Genomic DNA, 15,757 nt, shown 5'->3' with positions numbered 1-15,757 from the left:
AGCATTTCGAGAGCGTCCACGTGTAGTGGCTCGACCAGATACGCCGCATTATGGAAACACACCGCACAAAGGACGAATCGCCGCCAGGAGGCCAGCCTGGCGGCGATTCACGCTGTCTCATTGACCTACATCAGGCGTGAATGTCCTGCCTCTCATTGGTCCGGGTGGTTGCACTGCGCCGAGCCCGGAGCGTTCGAAGGAGTCCCGGGCCGACACCCAGGACGATGGCCGCGAGTGTCAGCGTGAGCGAGATCGGCTGCTGGAAGATCACCAGCAGATTACCCTCGCCGTGTGCGGATGTCTGGACCAGCGCCTTCTCGAGCAGCGGACCGAGCACGAGTCCGAGGACCAGCGGCGCGACCGGGAAGTCGAACTGTTTCATCAGGTAGCCCACCAGCCCGGCGACGAAGACGACCCAGAGGCTGAAGTGGTTGTTCCCGACGGCGTACGCCCCGATGAGGCTCGTGAAGATGATCACCGGGTACAGATAGCTGTATGGCAGCCGCAGGGCCTGGGCGAAGACGGGTGCCAGCGGCAGGTTGAGCACCAGAAGCAGGAGATTGCCGAAGAAGAACGAGACCAGCAGGCCCCAGACCAGCGCGGGCTGCGACTCGAACAGCAGCGGTCCGGGCTGAAGCCCGAACACGATGAAGGCTCCCAGCAGTACGGCCGTCGCACCGCCGCCGGGGATGCCCAGGGCGAGGGTGGGTATGAAGCTGGCGTTGGCTGCCGCATTGTTGGACGCCTCCGGGGCCGCGACGCCCTCGATGGCGCCGCTGCCCATCTCGTTCCGGTGCTTCGAGACCTGCTTCTCGATCCCGTAGGACATGAACGAGGCGAGGGTGGCGCCCGCGCCGGGCAGAACGCCCAGCCCGAGGCCGATCCCCGAACCGCGAAGGGTCGGCGCGACCGCCCGCCGCAGGTCGCTGCGGGTGACGATCATGTCGCGGAATCGGGCACGGATCGGCTTCTCGCCGCCTCGGCGGATCTGGTGAAGGACCTCGCCGACTGCAAAGAGGCCGATCATGACCTCGATGAACGGGATGCCGCTGAGAAGGTTGACGTTTCCGAAGGTGAAGCGGTCCGTGGAGAAGCCACTGGCCACACCCACGGTGGAGACGAGGATGCCGAGGGCGGCCATGCTGAGCCCGCGGACCGCGTTGCTCCCGGAGAACGACACGATGGTGGCCAAGCCCAGCAGAATCACCGCGAGGTTCTCCGCGGGACCGAACTTCAGCGCGAAGGAGGCTATGGGAGCCGCCAGGAGAATCAGGAAGAGCAGGGAGAGGATGGCTGCGACGAACGATGAGATCGCCGCAATCGCCAGCGCGGCGCCTGCCCGTCCCTTCCGGGCCATCTGGTAGCCGTCGAGGGTGAGGACCACACTCGAGGAGTCGCCCGGCGTGGAGACCAGGATCGAGCTGATTGATCCGCCGTACTGGCACCCGTAGTAGATGCCGGCCAGCATGATGAGCGCGGTCACCGGTTCCATGGTCAGCGTGATGGGCAGGAGGATTGCGACACCGGTGGTGGCGCCGAGTCCGGGCAACATGCCGATCACCGTTCCCAGCGCGACGCCGATGAAGCACCAGAGGAGGTTCTCGGGCGAGACGGCCGTCTCCAAGCCGAGCAGGAGGTTGTCGATCATGGGGTTCTCCTAGACGAATCCGAGCGGTCCGGTGGGCACGGGGACGTGTAGGACCCGGACGAAGACGATGTACGCGAAGACCATCGCGCCGACGGATGTGAGCACGACTGGGACCACCGGGCGGCGTTCCACCCACAGTCCCAGGGCCAGCACCAGAAGCCCCAGTGCCGGGATCATGCCGAGGAGGGGCACCAGCAGGACGGCTGCTCCGATGGTCCCGAAGACTTTCCACACCGCCGTCGTCTGCTGACGGGCGGTGCGTCCGAAGGTATCCAGCGCCTTGGAACCGTCCGCTGGGGGGTCACCGACTGTGCCCTGCGCCTCCTCCGCGACGGCCGACGACGCCTCTGACGGCGACGGTGCGGCCGCCGCGGGGCGGGCAGCGTACAGTCTGACGATCTCCACCAGGGAGAAGACGAGGACCAGCGCGCCCGCCACCGAGGGCAGGAAGCCCGGACCGATCAGCCCCGCCTCGGTGGTGACGCCGAATCCCAGGCCCCCGGCCAGGGCCGCGCCGCCGACGGCGGCGAGGACCGCGTTGCCGACGATGCCCGAGACGGAGGCGCGGGTCTGGGTGTCACTCAATTCCGAGGCCCTTCTTGAGGTTCTCGTTGTACTCGTCCAGGTAGGCGGTGAACTCGTCGCCGTAGAGCGGCGCGGCCTGCATGTAGTTCGCCTCGATGTACTCCGTGAACGCCTCGGAGTCGGCGAACTCGCGGCCGGCCTCGACCCAGTACTCCTTCGCCTCGTCGTCGATGCCGCCCGGGGCGATGTAGCCGCGGAACTGGGCGAACGCCACATCGATCCCCTGCTCCTGCCCCGTGGGGATGTCTGCCAGCAGCTCGTACTCGTACCGCTCCGGGGCGAGCGCGCACAGGGCCTTGAGGTCGCCGGACTCGAGCTGCCCGGCGATCTCGCCCGGGTTGAGGGATGCGACGTCGACGTGCCCGCCCATCAGACCAGCGAGGACCTCGCTGCCGGACTCGTACGGGACGCGGTCGAACTCGATGTCCTGATCGTCTTCGATGAGGCTGAAGACGATCGAGTCCAGGCTCGTCGTCCCCGAGACGGCGGCGACGACGCGCCCGTCGCGGGCGGCCTCCACCACATCGGTGCAGGTCTCGAACGGCGAATCGGGTGCGACGGTCACCAAGGTGTAGTCGTCGCCCATCTTCATGATCGGCGTGAACGTGTTGTAGTCGAACTTGACGTCCTGGACCAGCGGCAGCGCCATCAGGGCCGTCTCGGTGGCCAGTAGTTGCGTCGGGTCGCCTTCGAGCCCCATGAAGTGGGAGTACCCGACCGCGCCGGATCCGCCGTCGCGGTTCTCGACCGTGATGGTGGTGCCGGTGACGTCCTCGAGGCCGCTGGCCGTGGCGCGCCCGGCGAGGTCCGAGCCACCGCCGGCGCTGAACGGGACGGTCATCGTGATCCGCTCGCCGGGCGAGTAGTCGCCGGCCGCCTCGGCCCCGGCGTCGCCGCCGGTCGATGAGCATGCGGCCAGCGTCGCCGTGCCCAGGATGGCGACGGAGGTCAGGAGCAGGGTCTTCTTGGCGTGCATGGGAATCTCCTCGTTGAGAGTGGGGCTCCGGAAGGGTGCTGCTGCGAAAGATCCGGTGCTCCGGGATGAAGGGTGAGTGCGGGAGTTGCTTAGTGGAACGGGTATGAGGGAAAAACGGTAATGAGGGAAGGAGCTCAGGACTGGGTGTGAGCGGCTGTGCGCTGACCCAGTGCCGTGATGATGTCGAAGGCACGCTGGGTGGGCCCGGTGTGGGCGATGCCCTGGCCGACGATCTCGTAGGCGGTGCCGTGCGCCGGGGTCGCGATCGGGACCGGGAGCCCGCCCTGAACGGTGACGCCCTGGTCGAACCCCATGAGCTTCATAGCGATCTGCCCCTGGTCGTGGTACATGGTCACGACGCCGTCGTACTCGCCATCGCGAGCCTTGATGAAGATCGTGTCGCAGGGGAACGGCCCGGAGGCGTCGATGCCCTCCTGCTGGGCGAGCTGCACGCCCGGGGCGATGTGATCGATCTCCTCGCGCCCGAACTGCCCGTTCTCTCCCGCGTGCGGGTTCAGCGCGCACACCGCCAGGCGGGGCGCCTCGACGCCTGAGTCACGGATCACCGAGTGCAGCAGGCGGATGGCCTCGAGCACCGAGCGTTCATTGATCTTGGGCGCGACGTCCTTCAGGGCCACATGGGATGTCACCCGCGAGGTGGTCAGCCCCGGGACGAAGTTCAGCTCCGACGTCGTCCCCTCGTAGCCCAGCTCCATGGCGAACCAGCGGAGCTCGTCCTCCTCATTCATGCCGGCGAGATGGAGGGCGGTCTTGTTGAGCGGGGTGAACATGATGCCGTCCACCTCGCCGGCCTTGTACATGGCGAGCGCCTTCAGCAGGTCCGCCTTGACCCGCTCGCCGGCCTCCTTGCTGACTTGTCCACGAGGGACCGCTCGGTCCTGGAGGTCGCTGCCGACAGGGGTGGCATGCTCGGGGTCGGGCGCCGCGGCGAGGGGAACGACGACGCCCGCCTCAGCGGCAGCCGCCTCCACCTCGGCCCGGCTGGCGAGCACCAGGACATCGGCGCGGGCGAGGTTCGCCGGCTCAGCGAGCAGTTTGACGGCTAGCTCGGGGCCGATGCCGGAGGGGTCGCCCATCGTCAGGGCGATCCGGGGGCGGGACGGGCTGAGAGTTGAGGTCATGTTCTTTCCTCGGTGCGGAAGGGATGGAGGCGATGATTCTCGAATCAAGGATCCTATTGGATCGATGGTCGCCATCATGACAGAGGTCACACTGGGGGCGCAAGGAGGCTCGCGAAAACTCTCCACGGGAGGGCTAGTCCGCGTGGTCGGCGTTCTCCTCATCGGCCACCGCGCGGCAGCGCACCCCCTGCAGATGCCGGCGCATGGCCTCGACTGCATCCTGCGGTCGCTCGGACTCCAGGGCGTAGAGGATCTCGGCGTGCTCGTGCAGGGCCGTGGAGGCGTCGGAGACGCCGTGCCCCACGGCCTGGCGCAGCCGGTGCACGTGCGTTCCCAGGCCCTCGAGCATCTGCAGCAGGTAGCGGTTGCCGCTGCTCTGCATGATGACGGTGTGGAAGCCCCAGTCGGCGTCGAAGTATCGGCGCATGCTCGCCGCCGTGTGGTGGGCGCTGTCGTCGCCGAGGGCGCCCATCTCGGCGATCACCCCGGCATGCCGGGCATGGGCGGCCCTCAGAGCGGGGACGACCTCGGCCGCGCGACCTGCAGCGCGTTCGATGGCCGCCAGCTCGACGACCATGCGGGCGTCGACGAGCTCCGCCATCTGCTCCGGGGAGAGTGGTGGTGCCACCCGGTACCCCTTGAGTGCGGCCCGTGAGACGAGGCCAGTGTGCTCGAGCTGCACGAGCGCCTCGCGCACCGGCGTGGGGGAGACCCCGAGCTGACGCGCCAGCGCGTCGATGCTCAGTGACGAACCGGCCTTGATCCTGCTGTCCAGCAGCATCTCCAGCAGGGTGTCATACACGTCGTCCCGCAGGATCTTGCGGCTGAGCTGAGGCGGGGCGGAGGGGGTCGAGTCAGCGGTCATGCCGGGAGTCTACCGGCCCGGCAGTGTTGTCTAGATCATACAAGATCCTATAGCATCCACGAAACGATCGCCCGACTCTCTGGAGGTACCCATGACGTTGAACCCGGCGCTCGCTGGCGCGGACACCCGACCCGAGCCCGGCGCACCGCCCGGTCCCCCCGGGTGGACATCCGCGGCCTGGCCCATCGGTGCCTCGATGATGTCCTTCCCCGGTGCCCTGGGGGACGGCACCCGCCTGACGGATGCCTCCGCGGAGCGCTGGCGCCCTGCTCTGCGCGAGGTGGCCGCCGCCGGATTCGACCATGTGGACCTCACCGACTCGTGGATCCGCCCGGGCGACCTCACCGCCGGCAGCAGCAGCGAGCTCCTCGCGACGGCCGCGGAGTTCGGCCTCGCGTTCAGCGCGATCTCCGTGACCCGGCAGAGCGTCGTAGATCCGGACCCGGATGTGGCCGAGGCCAATCTCCAGTACTCCCTGCGCACGGTCGAGGGCGCGGCTCGGCTCGGGATCGGCGTCGTCTGCCTCGGTCTGCACCGCCCGTTGACCGAGCAGCAGCTGCGCGCCCAGTGGTTCTGGCACGCACCCGGCGCCGAGGACCCAGACGACGCCGCGGTACGCCGCACCGCCGTCGACCGCTTCCGGCGCATCGGCGAGCGCGCCGGCGAGCTCGGGGTGGAGATCTCCCTGGAGCTCTACGAGGGCACGTATCTCGAGGCGGCGCGGGACAGCGTCGAGTTCGTCGAGGAGATCGGTTTGCCGAACGTCGGCCTGAACCCGGACCTCGGGAACATCGTCCGGCTGCACCGACCCGTGGAGCACTGGGAGCAGATGCTCGAGACCATGCTGCCGCACACCAATTACTGGCACGTGAAGAACTACTTCCGGGACTTCGACCCGGCCACTGGCGCCTACTTCACGGCCCCGGCCCCCATGGAACTGGGCTACATCAACTATCGCCGGGCCATCGAGATGGCGCTCGACGCTGGATTCGCCGGTCCGATCTGCGTGGAGCACTACGGCGGCGACGGCCTTTCCGTCAGCGCTCTGAACCGTGATTACATCCGCCGCATCCTCGCCGTGAAACTGGGGGAATGACATGACTCGATTGACCAACGACCCCAAGCGGTTCGCCGCCGACGCCCTCCGCGGCTTCACGCTGGCGCATTCTGACTACGTGCAGGGCGTGCACGGCGGCGTCGTGCGGTCCACCGAATCGCCGCGCGGGCAGGTCGCGCTGGTCCTCGGCGGCGGATCCGGGCACTACCCGGCCTTCGCCGGTTGGGTCGGTCCGGGGTTCGCCCACGGAGCAGCGTGCGGCAACGTCTTCGCGTCGCCGGCTGCTTCGCAGGTGTACTCCGTCGCCCGGGCGGCCGAGAGCGGCGGAGGCGTGCTCCTCGGCTTCGGGAACTACGCCGGCGACGTCCTGCACTTCGGTCAGGCCGCCGAGATGCTGCGCGCCGAGGGGATCGACGTCCGTGTGCTCACCGTGAGCGACGATATCGCCTCCAACTCCCCGGAGCAGCACAGCGACCGCCGAGGCATCGCGGGCGACCTGCTGGTGCTGAAGATCGCGGGCGCGGCCGCCGAACGAGGTGACGATCTGGACGCCGTCGAGGCGATCGGACGGCGGGCGAACGAACGCACGCGTTCCCTCGGCGTGGCCTTCGGCGGCTGCACCCTCCCCGGCGCCAGCGAACCGCTCTTCACTGTTCCGGACGGGACTATGGCTCTGGGGCTCGGCATCCACGGGGAGCCCGGGATCTCGCAACAGGATCTGGGCACTGCAGAGGCCGTGGCGGACTTGCTGGTCGAGGGCGTTCTCGCTGAGGAGCCGGAGCGGGGTGCCGGGGGCTACGAGGGCCGCGCGGCCGTGCTGCTCAACGGCCTCGGCGACACCAAGTACGAGGAGCTGTTCGTGGTCTATGCGCGGGTCGCCGAACGCCTGGACGAAGCGGGCATCACCGTGGTGGCCCCCCAGGTGGGCGAGCAGGTCACCAGCCTCGATATGGCCGGGTTGTCCCTCAGCGTGACGTTCCTGGACCCCGAGCTCGAGGCCTGCTGGACCGCCCCAGCGGACACACCGGCCTTCCGCACCGGCTCGATGGCCCCGAGGGAGCGGCGGGCCGACGTCGTCGAACTCGGCGGAGCCGGGCCTGCTCGAGCGGATGAAATCGCATCCGGTGCGCCCGATTCACAGCGGCTCGCCGCGATGGCGACCAGCGTGCTCGGCGCCATGGCGTCGACCGCCGAGGCCTCCGAGCGATTCCTCGGCGATCTGGACGCACTCGCCGGCGACGGCGACCACGGTCAGGGGATGGTGCTCGGAACCTCCGCGGCCCGCTCCGCTGCGGAAGAGGCCCTCGCGCGAGGGGCCGGCATCCGGACCCTCCTGGCCCGGGCGGGGGAAGCCTGGTCCGAGAACGCCGGCGGGACCTCCGGCGCACTATGGGGCGCCGCCCTCGTGGCGACCGGTGCGGCGCTCACGGACGACGGCGGTGCCTCCTCTGCGGAGATCGTCGCCGCCGTGGACGCCGGCGTCTCCGCCGTCCTGGATCGCGGCGGAGCATCAGTGGGGGACAAGACCATGGTGGATGCGCTCGTCCCCTTCGTCGATCGCTTGAAGGAGTCCCACGCGCGGGGTCTCCCGTTGTCCGAGGCCTGGCGTCTCGGCGCGGCCGCGGCGACCGACGCCGCCGCCGAAACAGCCCGGATCGCCGCCCGGCGCGGCCGGGCACGCACCCATGGGGAACAAAGCCTCGGCCATCCGGACCCGGGGGCCACATCGTTCGCCCTCCTCATGACCGCAGCAGCGGAAAAGCTCACCAACCCAGCCACTACCCTCGCAGGAGCAGAATCATGACCCATCGCCTCATCATCGGTTCCGACGACGCCGGATTCGACTACAAGGAAGCACTGAAGGCCGATCTCCTCGCCGACGACCGCGTCGAGTCCGTCGTCGACGTCGGCGTGAGCGCGGATGGGCACACCGCCTACCCGCACATCGCGGTGGAAGCGGCCCGCAAGGTCGCCGCCGGGGAGGCGGACCGGGCGCTACTGATCTGTGGCACCGGTATGGGAGTCGCCATCGCGGCGAACAAGGTGCCCGGCATCCGTGCCGTGACCGCCCACGATTCCTTCTCCGTCGAGCGCGCCGTGCTGTCCAACAACGCGCAGGTGCTGTGCCTCGGCCAGCGGGTGGTGGGTCAGGAGGTGGCCCGTCGACTGGTCCGGGAATGGCTCGGCTACACCTTCGATACCACCTCCGCCTCAGCCGAGAAGGTTGCGGCGATCTGCGCCTACGAAGAGCCGGCGGCCCGTGCATGACCACCTGGGTCGGCACTAGCTGGAAGATGAACAAGACGCTGGCCCAAGCCAGGGCCTATGCGGAGGCTCTGGCGGCGACCGGGCCGGACCGGTGGCCGGGGCTACAGCCCTTCGTCATCCCGCCGGCTACGGCGCTGTCCACGGTCAGCGCCGCCCTGGGGCCGGAGTCCGCCGTTCTCGTCGGCGCGCAGAATGCGCACTGGGAGGATGCCGGCGCCTGGACCGGGGAGGTCTCGGTTCCCCAAGTCGCCGACGCCGGAGCGAGGATCGTCGAGCTCGGTCACAGCGAACGGCGTCAGCACTTCGCAGAGACCGACGAAACCGTGAACCGGAAAGTTCGCAGCGTCCTCCGCCACGGGCTGATACCACTGGTGTGTGTCGGGGAGCCGGACAGCGTCTTTCGGGCCGGGCAATCGGTGCCGCACGTGCTGGCGCAGATCCGCGCGGCAATCCTGGAAGTCCCCCGCACCGACGAGGTACTGGTGGCCTACGAACCGATCTGGGCGATCGGGCAGCACGGCAGACCGGCGGCCCCCGAGGACGTCGCACCCGTTTTTGACGCCATCGACCGTGAATTCGGGGGAAGCCTCCGAGGCGTCCTCTACGGCGGATCGGTCTCCCCGGACAATGCCCTCCAGATACTGTCCGTGCCCGGCGTGGACGGGCTGTTCATCGGCAGGTCCGCCTGGGAGGCAGAGAGATACCTCGAGCTGCTTGACCAGGTGGCGCACTGGATGCAACGCCGCGCTGGCGTCGTCCCTGTGTCCAAGGATCCTGTCTCCCAAGCCCCGATGCGCCGGTAGCTCCGCTCGGTTTCAGAGGGGACGACCATGGACCGGCTACCCGCACCGTGGGACGATGCGTGGACCGAAACGGTGTGAGGGGAGACATCATGCGCGGAGATGAGAAGCGGGTCGTCGGGGCATTCGGCCGGTACCTGACGGAGCGAGGGTGGACCGTCGAGTACGAGGTCGAGCACTGCGATGTCCGGGCCTCCGGGCCAGGGAAGCAACTGCTTTTCGGCGAGGCGAAGGGACGCACATCGGCCATTGGGCTGGATGTCGACACTCTCTATGGCCAACTGCTCCGGCGGATGCCGGCGGAGCACCTCGACGACGCGCGGTTCGCCGTTATCGTTCCCGATGACGGTCTGAAAGCCGCGCTCCGTGTGCCGCAGCGCATTCGCGACCGCCTGAATATCGACGTGTACTCCGTGGACGAGACCGGGAAGGTGACGCCTTACACCGGCCCAACTGGCACTGGCCCGGAGAGTATGGAGTCGCTGGAAGGGGCGGCGCCGAAGGAGTAGAGCATTCATGCCGTATTGCCCAAGAGGGGTCCTATCGACGGGGCGCCGTTCAGCTCGGCGGACTTGGTAGCCTAACGGAGCCAGCCGGACGGCTAGGGCAGTGTGGCCGGACAGGGGACGCATAGTGGCGTTGACGCTCGAATGGTTGTTGCGAAGCGCTGGCATCGAACCTAGCGATGCGCAGGCGATTCGCCATGCTTACGTACGCGATCATGGCGACGGCTTCGGAGGCATTCATGCCGATTCAACGTATGAAGAAATCTTCGAGTACACGCGGACTCAGTCAGCGAACACCCGTATTTTCCCAGCTGTACCGCCGCAGTACTGGGTGGTATTCATCCGCGAGGGCGGTGACCGCGCTCGTCTGTGGTCCGTCATGGAGAATCGCGGCGAGATCCTCAACGACGGCACCCGGAGGGTTTTCGATCTCGTCGAGACGGACCTGATGGCAGATCTCCGAGAGCGACTGGTGGTGGGATGGAGGTCGCCTCGGACATGGCGACTCAACGGCCCGACTGCAGCGGGCTACCCGGTCATGGAAATTGCTGACTCGAATCCAGTGCCGTTCCCAGGATTCGACGAACTTATCCTTGACTACGGTCAACTCCAAGCGGTGATGCGGGAGCATCGGTACGCCGCTTGGCGTACAGCTCTCGGATCGGTTGCCGGGGTCTACCTGATTACCTACACCACGGATGGCCGCCAGTATGTCGGCAAAGCAGATGGCGCCGAGAGCATCCGGCAGCGGTGGGGTTCCTATGCGGCCAACGGGCACGGAGGAAATGTCGAACTGCGAAACCTAAACCCGGAGGCCTATCGCTTCTCCTTACTTCGCGTCTTCGACCCGGCGACGCCTACACACGTAATCGATGTAGCGGAGAGCCATTTCAAGGAGGCATTGGCAACGCGTAGACACGGACTGAATCGAAACTAGATCGTCCTTGGAATGCTCTCCGCGCCCTCCGGATTCCCAACAGCTAGATCAGTGCCCCTGTCGCTGTGCCTCTTCGGGTGACCCGAGCTGCGGCACCGCGCCGACGTCGTCCAGTCGCACGCCGACTAGGGGATTCCTCGCCTACGGCACGACGTATCCGGCCAGGCGGATGAGCTCGTACCACTCGGCCCGGGTCAAGGGGATCTCCGATCCCTGCGCGGCGCCCGTGATGCGCTCGGGCGTGGTGGTGCCCAGCACCACCTGCATTCCGGCCGGGTGGCGCGTGATCCAGGCGACCGCGATGGCGATCGGCGGCACCCGGTACTTCTCCGCCATCCGCTCGATGGCCCGGTTCAGCTCCGGGTACCTCGTGGAGCCGAGGAACGGGCCCTCGCCGGTCCCGGACTGGAATGGCGACCATGCCTGCAGCGTGATGCCGTGCAGCCGGCAGTAGTCCACCAGCCCGTGGTCCCGGGTCACCGACTGCTCCAGCCCCTGCATGTTCGCTGCGATGCCCTGCGCCAGCATCGGCGCGTGCGTGAGGGAGAGCTGGACCTGGTTGGCGATGATCGGCTGCCGCACGTACTGCCGCAGTAGCTCGATCTGCCGGGGCGTGTGGTTGGAGACGCCGAACGCCCGGACTTTGCCCGCGGTCTCGAGGTGATCGAACGCGCGTGCAACCTCCTCCGGCTCTACCAGAGCATCCGGGCGGTGCAGCAGCAGGACGTCGATGTAGTCGGTGCCGAGCGCCTTCAGCGAACCCTCGACGGAGGCGACGAGGTGCTCGTAGGAGAAGTCGAAGTAGGGACCCTCCCGGACGATCCCCGCCTTGGTCTGAAGGGTGTACTGCTCGCGCTCCGACGCCGAAAGCTGCATCGCCTCGGCGAAGCGGCGCTCGCACCCGTGGAGCTCCGCACCGTAGATGTCCGCGTGGTCGAAGTACGTGATCCCGGCGTCGCGGGCGGTCGCCACGAGGGTGCGGACGTCGCGATCATCCAACTCCTGGATCCGCATCAGCCCCTGGACCACGTTGGGTGCGGGCAGGGCAACTCCAGGCAGGTCGATGGTTCTCATGCGGCTCCTTGGCGGCGACACCGGCGTCCGATTCTCGGGGCGCCCGATGATTAGATGGATGCGGTCTTCAGAATAGGCCAGCCACTTCGAAGGGGAACCCATGACCACGGGAATCAATCAGACCGACGGCGCCACAGGACCGACGCTCGCCGACGCACTGCAGGGGCCGCCCCGCCGGGATGTCGCGGGCATGAAACGCCAGCTGGCCGGCGTGACGCCGGGCGAGCCCGCCACGGTGCTGATGCGCTCGGCCCGCTACGGCTCCTACCTGATCACCGGGGTGCCCCACCTGACGGATCTGGACGACCTGCTCATCGGCGGCGTCCCGATCGCCGGGAAGCTGGACAACGAGAAGCGCTCGGACGAGCCCGTGGCGATCCGCCGGCCCGAGCAGGAGGTCCGCCAGTACCCGGCGGTCCCGCCGGAGACGATCTCCGGCCAGCCAACCGCGGCGCAGGAGATCCGCCACGGCGACCTGGTGACCGGGGCGTTCGAGCAGCACCCTTACGGCCGGTTCGTGGTCTCAGGGGTGGCGACGGCGGCCGCCTCCGACGAGTCGCTGGTGATGATCGGCCCGTGGATCCTGAGCGCGGACGGCTCCGCGGCACCGCGCTGCGTGGAGGTCATCCGGATCGCCGCCCACGGCGAGCACACGGTCCCGGTCCCGCAGCTGCGCCAGGTGATCCTCGAGGACGGGACTGCAGCGTCGAAGGCCGCTGCAGCGTAGGAAGAAACTGAACCCATGCGTCAGTCCCTGATTGTCCTCACGAGCTTCGTTGCGGCCTTCGCGGTGAGCTTCGTCGCCGACACCTATTTCGGCGTCCCGTTCTGGGGGCGACTGATCATCGTGGTCTGCGTGTCCCTCCTCGTGGCGACCGCCGTGACCAAGTGGTCCACGGCCCGCCGGCGGCGGGCTGACGAGTTCTCGAGCGGGGCCTAGAGTGCGCCCGCAGCCCCTCGCCAGCGCCAAGCGTCGTCGGGGCCGCTGAGTACCCAGACGCTGAGAAGAGAGGTCCCCCCCGACCATCGCGGTCGGCGGGGACCTCTCTTTGCGTGCGGGGCTTGCTAATGGTTGCCGTGCGCGCCGCCGAGCAGTTCGCGGACGCCGTGGGCCACCCGGTGGAATTCCGGATCCGCCATCGTGGCCTCGTAGTCGCGCTCACGTGGCAGGTCGACGTCGAACTCCTCGATGATGTGGCCGGGACGGGAGCCCATAACCACCACGCGCGTGGCCAGGTACACGGCCTCGGCGACCGAGTGCGTCACCAGGACCACCGTCATGTTGGTGGAGTTCCACAGCTTCTGCAGTTCGGAGTTCAGGTGCTCGCGGGTCAGCGCGTCCAGGGCACCGAACGGCTCGTCCATCAGGAGGATCTCCGGGCTGTGCAGCAGGGCCCGGCAGAGGGCCGCGCGCTGCTGCATGCCGCCGGAGAGCTCGTGCGGCAGGGACTTCTTGAACCCGGTGAGGCTGGTCAGCTCCAGTAGCTCCTCGCAGCGCGCCTTCGCCTGGTTCTTGTCCATGCCGCGCATCTCCGCCTGCAGCATGATGTTGCGCTGGACATCGCGCCACGGCAGCAGCGCCGGACGCTGGAACACGAAGCCGACGTCCTGCCGCGGGCCCTCGATCTCCTCGCCGCGCAGGGACACCGTGCCCGTGGTCGGCTGGATGATGCCGGCCATGGACCGCAACAGCGTGGACTTGCCGCAGCCGGACGGACCCACCAGCGCCACGAAGTCCCCCTGGTTGACCTTCAGATCCACCTCGCGGAGCGCCTCCACGGTGTTCTTCCTGGTCTGGAAGGTGATGCCGACGTTCTCGACGTCCACCAGTGCCGTATCGGTCATCGTGGCCGGCTCCCGTTCCTCTACCGTGACGCTCATCTACTTGCCTTCCGGTGCGAACGAGCCGTCGAAGTACGTCTCCGCTGGCTTGGCCTCCTCGATGATGCCGGCGTCGGAGAGGATCTTGATGGTGTTCTCCCAGTCGGCCGGATCGTTCAGGCCCGGGGCCATGCCCTCGGTGGCGTCCGTGTGCAGCAGCTCCATGGTCTGCTTCCACTGCTCCAGCACCACGTCCTGGGCCGGCAGCTGCGGGTCCTTGCCCTCCATGGAGGCCGCGGCGGCCTCCGGGTCCTCGATCGCGGCCTCGAACGACTCGGAGACGGCGGCCAGCATGTCCTCCATCAGTTCCGGATCGGACTCGATGTCCGCGGCGTTGGCGACGAGGCCGTTGGAGAAGAAATTCAGTCCGGCGTCCGAGTAGCGCAGGTACTCGACGTCCTTGCCGGATTTCGCGGCGATGGTGGGGCCCTGGTCGTGGGCGAAGCCGATCAGGCCGTCGACCTGGCCCGACATCATGGCGGCCATCTTGCCGGCCGCGTCGAGGTTCTGCTGGTTCACCGCGTCGGCCTCGACGCCGGCGGCCTCCAGGAAGACGGGGAAGGTGGTGGTAGGGGCGTCGCCGGAGGAGACGGCGATGGTCTTGCCCTCCAGGTCGGCGGGGCTCTCGATGCCGGAGTCGGCGAAGACCTGGACGGCGGAGGGCGTGGTCTGCAGGAAGACGCCGATGCTCTTGACCTTCACGCCCTTGTCCACGTTGGCCAGCACGGGCGGGGTGTCCGCCCAGCCGAAGTCGACCTGGCCCTGGCCGACGGCCTGGACGGTCTTGGTGGAGCCCTGCCCGGCCTTGATGGTCAGGTTGATACCGTGTTCCTCGAAGATGCCCTCGTCGACGCCGTAGTAGAACGGCGCGTGCTCGCCGTACGGGTACCAGTTGAGCATGAGGGTGACGTCGCGGACCTCGCCGTCGGCGCCGCCGCCGGAGGCTTCGGTGGATCCGCCGCAGGCGGAGAGGCCGACGACGGCGGCCGAGGCGGCAACGGCTGCGGCGACGCGGAGGGTGCGGGTGCGGAAGGACATGGTGTCTCCTTGGCTTTCGCTCGGCAATGAGCGGTTGAGTGAGCTTGGATCGTCGGTGCGGGGCGCGTCCTGCGCCCGAACGGTGGAGGGCCAGTGGCCGCGAGCGCCTAGGCGTCCTTGTTGCGGTGGGAGGCGTGCCACGGGATGGAGAGGCGCTCCACCACGTCGAGGATCATGAACAGCAGGACGCCCATGAGGGACATGATGATCAGCGCGGCGAACAGCATCGCGGTGTCGATGTTGCCGTTGGCTTGGAGGATGACGTAGCCGAGGCCGGCGTTGGCGCCGACGAACTCGCCGACCACGGCGCCGGTGACGGCCAGCGTCGCGGCGACCTTGAGTCCGCCCAGCAGCTCCGGGAGCGCGGCGGGGAAGCGGACCTTGGTGAAGACCTTCCAGCGCGAGCTGCCCATGATCGAAGTTAGCTCCAGGGCCTCGGGGTCGACGGCGCGGAGGCCGGAGATGCCCGCGATGACGATCGGGAAGAACGCCATCAGGACGGCGACCAGGATCTTCGGCTGCGGGCCGAAGCCGAGCCACACGATGAAGAGCGGGGCGATCGCGATCTTGGGGACCACCTGGGCGAACAGGATGATGGGGTAGAACGTCCGCTCCATGGTCTTGTTGTAGACCATCGCCACGGCGACGGCGATGCCGACGACGATGGCGATCGCGAAGCCGATCAACGTCTCCCAGGTGGTGACCCACGTGTGCTGGGCGAGGTACGCGGCGTTGTCCGTCATGGCCGCCCATGTATCGGCCGGCGAGGGCAGGATGTAGGCGGGCGCGATGCCGGCCGAGGTGACGCCCCACCACACGGCGAAGACGATCACCATGAAGGCGACGGGATACATCGCCGAGAGGCTGCCGGCGGCCACCTTGGAAGGCTTCTTCCGCCGTGGCTTCGCTCCGGGTTCTTTGCTCTGCTTGGGTGCAGTGATAGCCGTGGACATCTGTGCTGATCTCCTCTGAAGGGTAGT

17 protein-coding genes are annotated in these 15,757 nt (G+C 68.0%); 8 read left to right on the top strand and 9 right to left on the bottom strand.

Annotation, left to right across the window (positions count from 1 at the left end):
- Positions 1-130: 130 nt before the first annotated feature.
- The 5 genes from RIN46_RS00860 to RIN46_RS00840 form a co-directional block, all read right to left on the bottom strand.
- Entirely contained in the window at positions 131-1,648 is a 1,518-nt protein-coding gene (locus RIN46_RS00860; protein ID WP_309080676.1) for a tripartite tricarboxylate transporter permease, read from the bottom strand.
- A gap of 9 nt (positions 1,649-1,657) precedes the next feature.
- Positions 1,658-2,233 carry a tripartite tricarboxylate transporter TctB family protein gene (locus RIN46_RS00855; RefSeq protein WP_309080677.1) on the bottom strand — a complete coding sequence of 192 codons (576 nt, stop codon included), beginning with the start codon at positions 2,231-2,233 and terminating at the stop codon, positions 1,658-1,660.
- Positions 2,226-3,209 carry a tripartite tricarboxylate transporter substrate binding protein gene (locus RIN46_RS00850; protein ID WP_309080678.1) on the bottom strand — a complete coding sequence of 328 codons (984 nt, stop codon included), beginning with the start codon at positions 3,207-3,209 and terminating at the stop codon, positions 2,226-2,228. The genes RIN46_RS00855 and RIN46_RS00850 overlap by 8 nt, the downstream gene beginning before the upstream one ends.
- A 134-nt stretch (positions 3,210-3,343) precedes the next feature.
- Positions 3,344-4,351, bottom strand: coding sequence for a 4-hydroxythreonine-4-phosphate dehydrogenase PdxA (locus RIN46_RS00845; RefSeq protein WP_309080679.1), 1,008 nt, complete (start codon positions 4,349-4,351; stop codon positions 3,344-3,346).
- 133 nt (positions 4,352-4,484) lie between these two features.
- Positions 4,485-5,216 carry a GntR family transcriptional regulator gene (locus RIN46_RS00840; protein ID WP_309080680.1) on the bottom strand — a complete coding sequence of 244 codons (732 nt, stop codon included), beginning with the start codon at positions 5,214-5,216 and terminating at the stop codon, positions 4,485-4,487.
- 91 nt (positions 5,217-5,307) lie between these two features.
- On the opposite strand from RIN46_RS00840, the gene RIN46_RS00835 reads away from it, so the two are divergent.
- The 6 genes from RIN46_RS00835 (at position 5,308) to RIN46_RS00810 (ending at position 10,784) form a co-directional block, all read left to right on the top strand.
- Positions 5,308-6,312, top strand: coding sequence for a sugar phosphate isomerase/epimerase family protein (locus tag RIN46_RS00835; protein ID WP_309080681.1), 1,005 nt, complete (start codon positions 5,308-5,310; stop codon positions 6,310-6,312).
- 1 nt (position 6,313) lies between these two features.
- Positions 6,314-8,077, top strand: a complete 1,764-nt coding sequence (locus tag RIN46_RS00830; RefSeq protein ID WP_309080682.1) for a dihydroxyacetone kinase family protein — start codon at positions 6,314-6,316, stop codon at positions 8,075-8,077.
- On the top strand, positions 8,074-8,541 hold the full coding sequence (locus RIN46_RS00825) for a ribose-5-phosphate isomerase (RefSeq protein ID WP_309080683.1): 468 nt from the start codon (positions 8,074-8,076) through the stop codon (positions 8,539-8,541). Before RIN46_RS00830 ends, RIN46_RS00825 begins: the two co-directional genes overlap by 4 nt.
- Positions 8,538-9,344 (top strand): triose-phosphate isomerase, encoded by an 807-nt coding sequence (locus RIN46_RS00820; RefSeq protein WP_309080684.1) that lies wholly within the window; start codon positions 8,538-8,540, stop codon positions 9,342-9,344. The genes RIN46_RS00825 and RIN46_RS00820 overlap by 4 nt, the downstream gene beginning before the upstream one ends.
- Before the next feature lie 89 nt (positions 9,345-9,433).
- On the top strand, positions 9,434-9,850 hold the full coding sequence (locus RIN46_RS00815; RefSeq protein WP_309109429.1) for a hypothetical protein: 417 nt from the start codon (positions 9,434-9,436) through the stop codon (positions 9,848-9,850).
- Between the two features lie 124 nt (positions 9,851-9,974).
- Positions 9,975-10,784 carry a GIY-YIG nuclease family protein gene (locus RIN46_RS00810; RefSeq protein WP_309080686.1) on the top strand — a complete coding sequence of 270 codons (810 nt, stop codon included), beginning with the start codon at positions 9,975-9,977 and terminating at the stop codon, positions 10,782-10,784.
- Positions 10,785-10,925: 141 nt separating this feature from the next.
- Here RIN46_RS00810 and RIN46_RS00805 read toward each other — a convergent pair whose 3' ends face one another.
- On the bottom strand, positions 10,926-11,858 hold the full coding sequence (locus tag RIN46_RS00805; protein WP_309080687.1) for an aldo/keto reductase: 933 nt from the start codon (positions 11,856-11,858) through the stop codon (positions 10,926-10,928).
- 100 nt (positions 11,859-11,958) lie between these two features.
- Between RIN46_RS00805 and RIN46_RS00800 the strand changes: the two genes are divergently transcribed.
- A complete protein-coding gene (locus RIN46_RS00800; RefSeq protein WP_309080688.1) occupies positions 11,959-12,585 on the top strand; it encodes a hypothetical protein in 627 nt (208 codons plus the stop codon).
- Positions 12,586-12,600: 15 nt separating this feature from the next.
- On the top strand, positions 12,601-12,798 hold the full coding sequence (locus tag RIN46_RS00795; RefSeq protein ID WP_309080689.1) for a hypothetical protein: 198 nt from the start codon (positions 12,601-12,603) through the stop codon (positions 12,796-12,798).
- A gap of 125 nt (positions 12,799-12,923) precedes the next feature.
- On the opposite strand, the gene RIN46_RS00790 is transcribed toward RIN46_RS00795, so the two are convergent.
- The 3 genes from RIN46_RS00790 to RIN46_RS00780 all read right to left on the bottom strand — a co-directional run bounded on the left by RIN46_RS00790 (position 12,924) and on the right by RIN46_RS00780 (position 15,730).
- The gene (locus tag RIN46_RS00790) at positions 12,924-13,739 is read right to left on the bottom strand and encodes an ABC transporter ATP-binding protein (protein ID WP_309080690.1); all 816 of its coding nucleotides are present in this window, start codon (positions 13,737-13,739) and stop codon (positions 12,924-12,926) included.
- Positions 13,740-14,777 carry an ABC transporter substrate-binding protein gene (locus tag RIN46_RS00785; RefSeq protein WP_309080691.1) on the bottom strand — a complete coding sequence of 346 codons (1,038 nt, stop codon included), beginning with the start codon at positions 14,775-14,777 and terminating at the stop codon, positions 13,740-13,742.
- Between the two features lie 107 nt (positions 14,778-14,884).
- Positions 14,885-15,730 (bottom strand): ABC transporter permease, encoded by an 846-nt coding sequence (locus RIN46_RS00780; RefSeq protein ID WP_309080692.1) that lies wholly within the window; start codon positions 15,728-15,730, stop codon positions 14,885-14,887.
- Positions 15,731-15,757: the final 27 nt, after the last annotated feature.

The organism is Zhihengliuella sp., assembly GCF_031178195.1.
GTDB lineage: Bacteria > Actinomycetota > Actinomycetes > Actinomycetales > Micrococcaceae > Zhihengliuella.
Note: the sequence above shows the minus strand (reverse complement) of the source record. Positions and strands in the feature narration are given on the sequence as shown.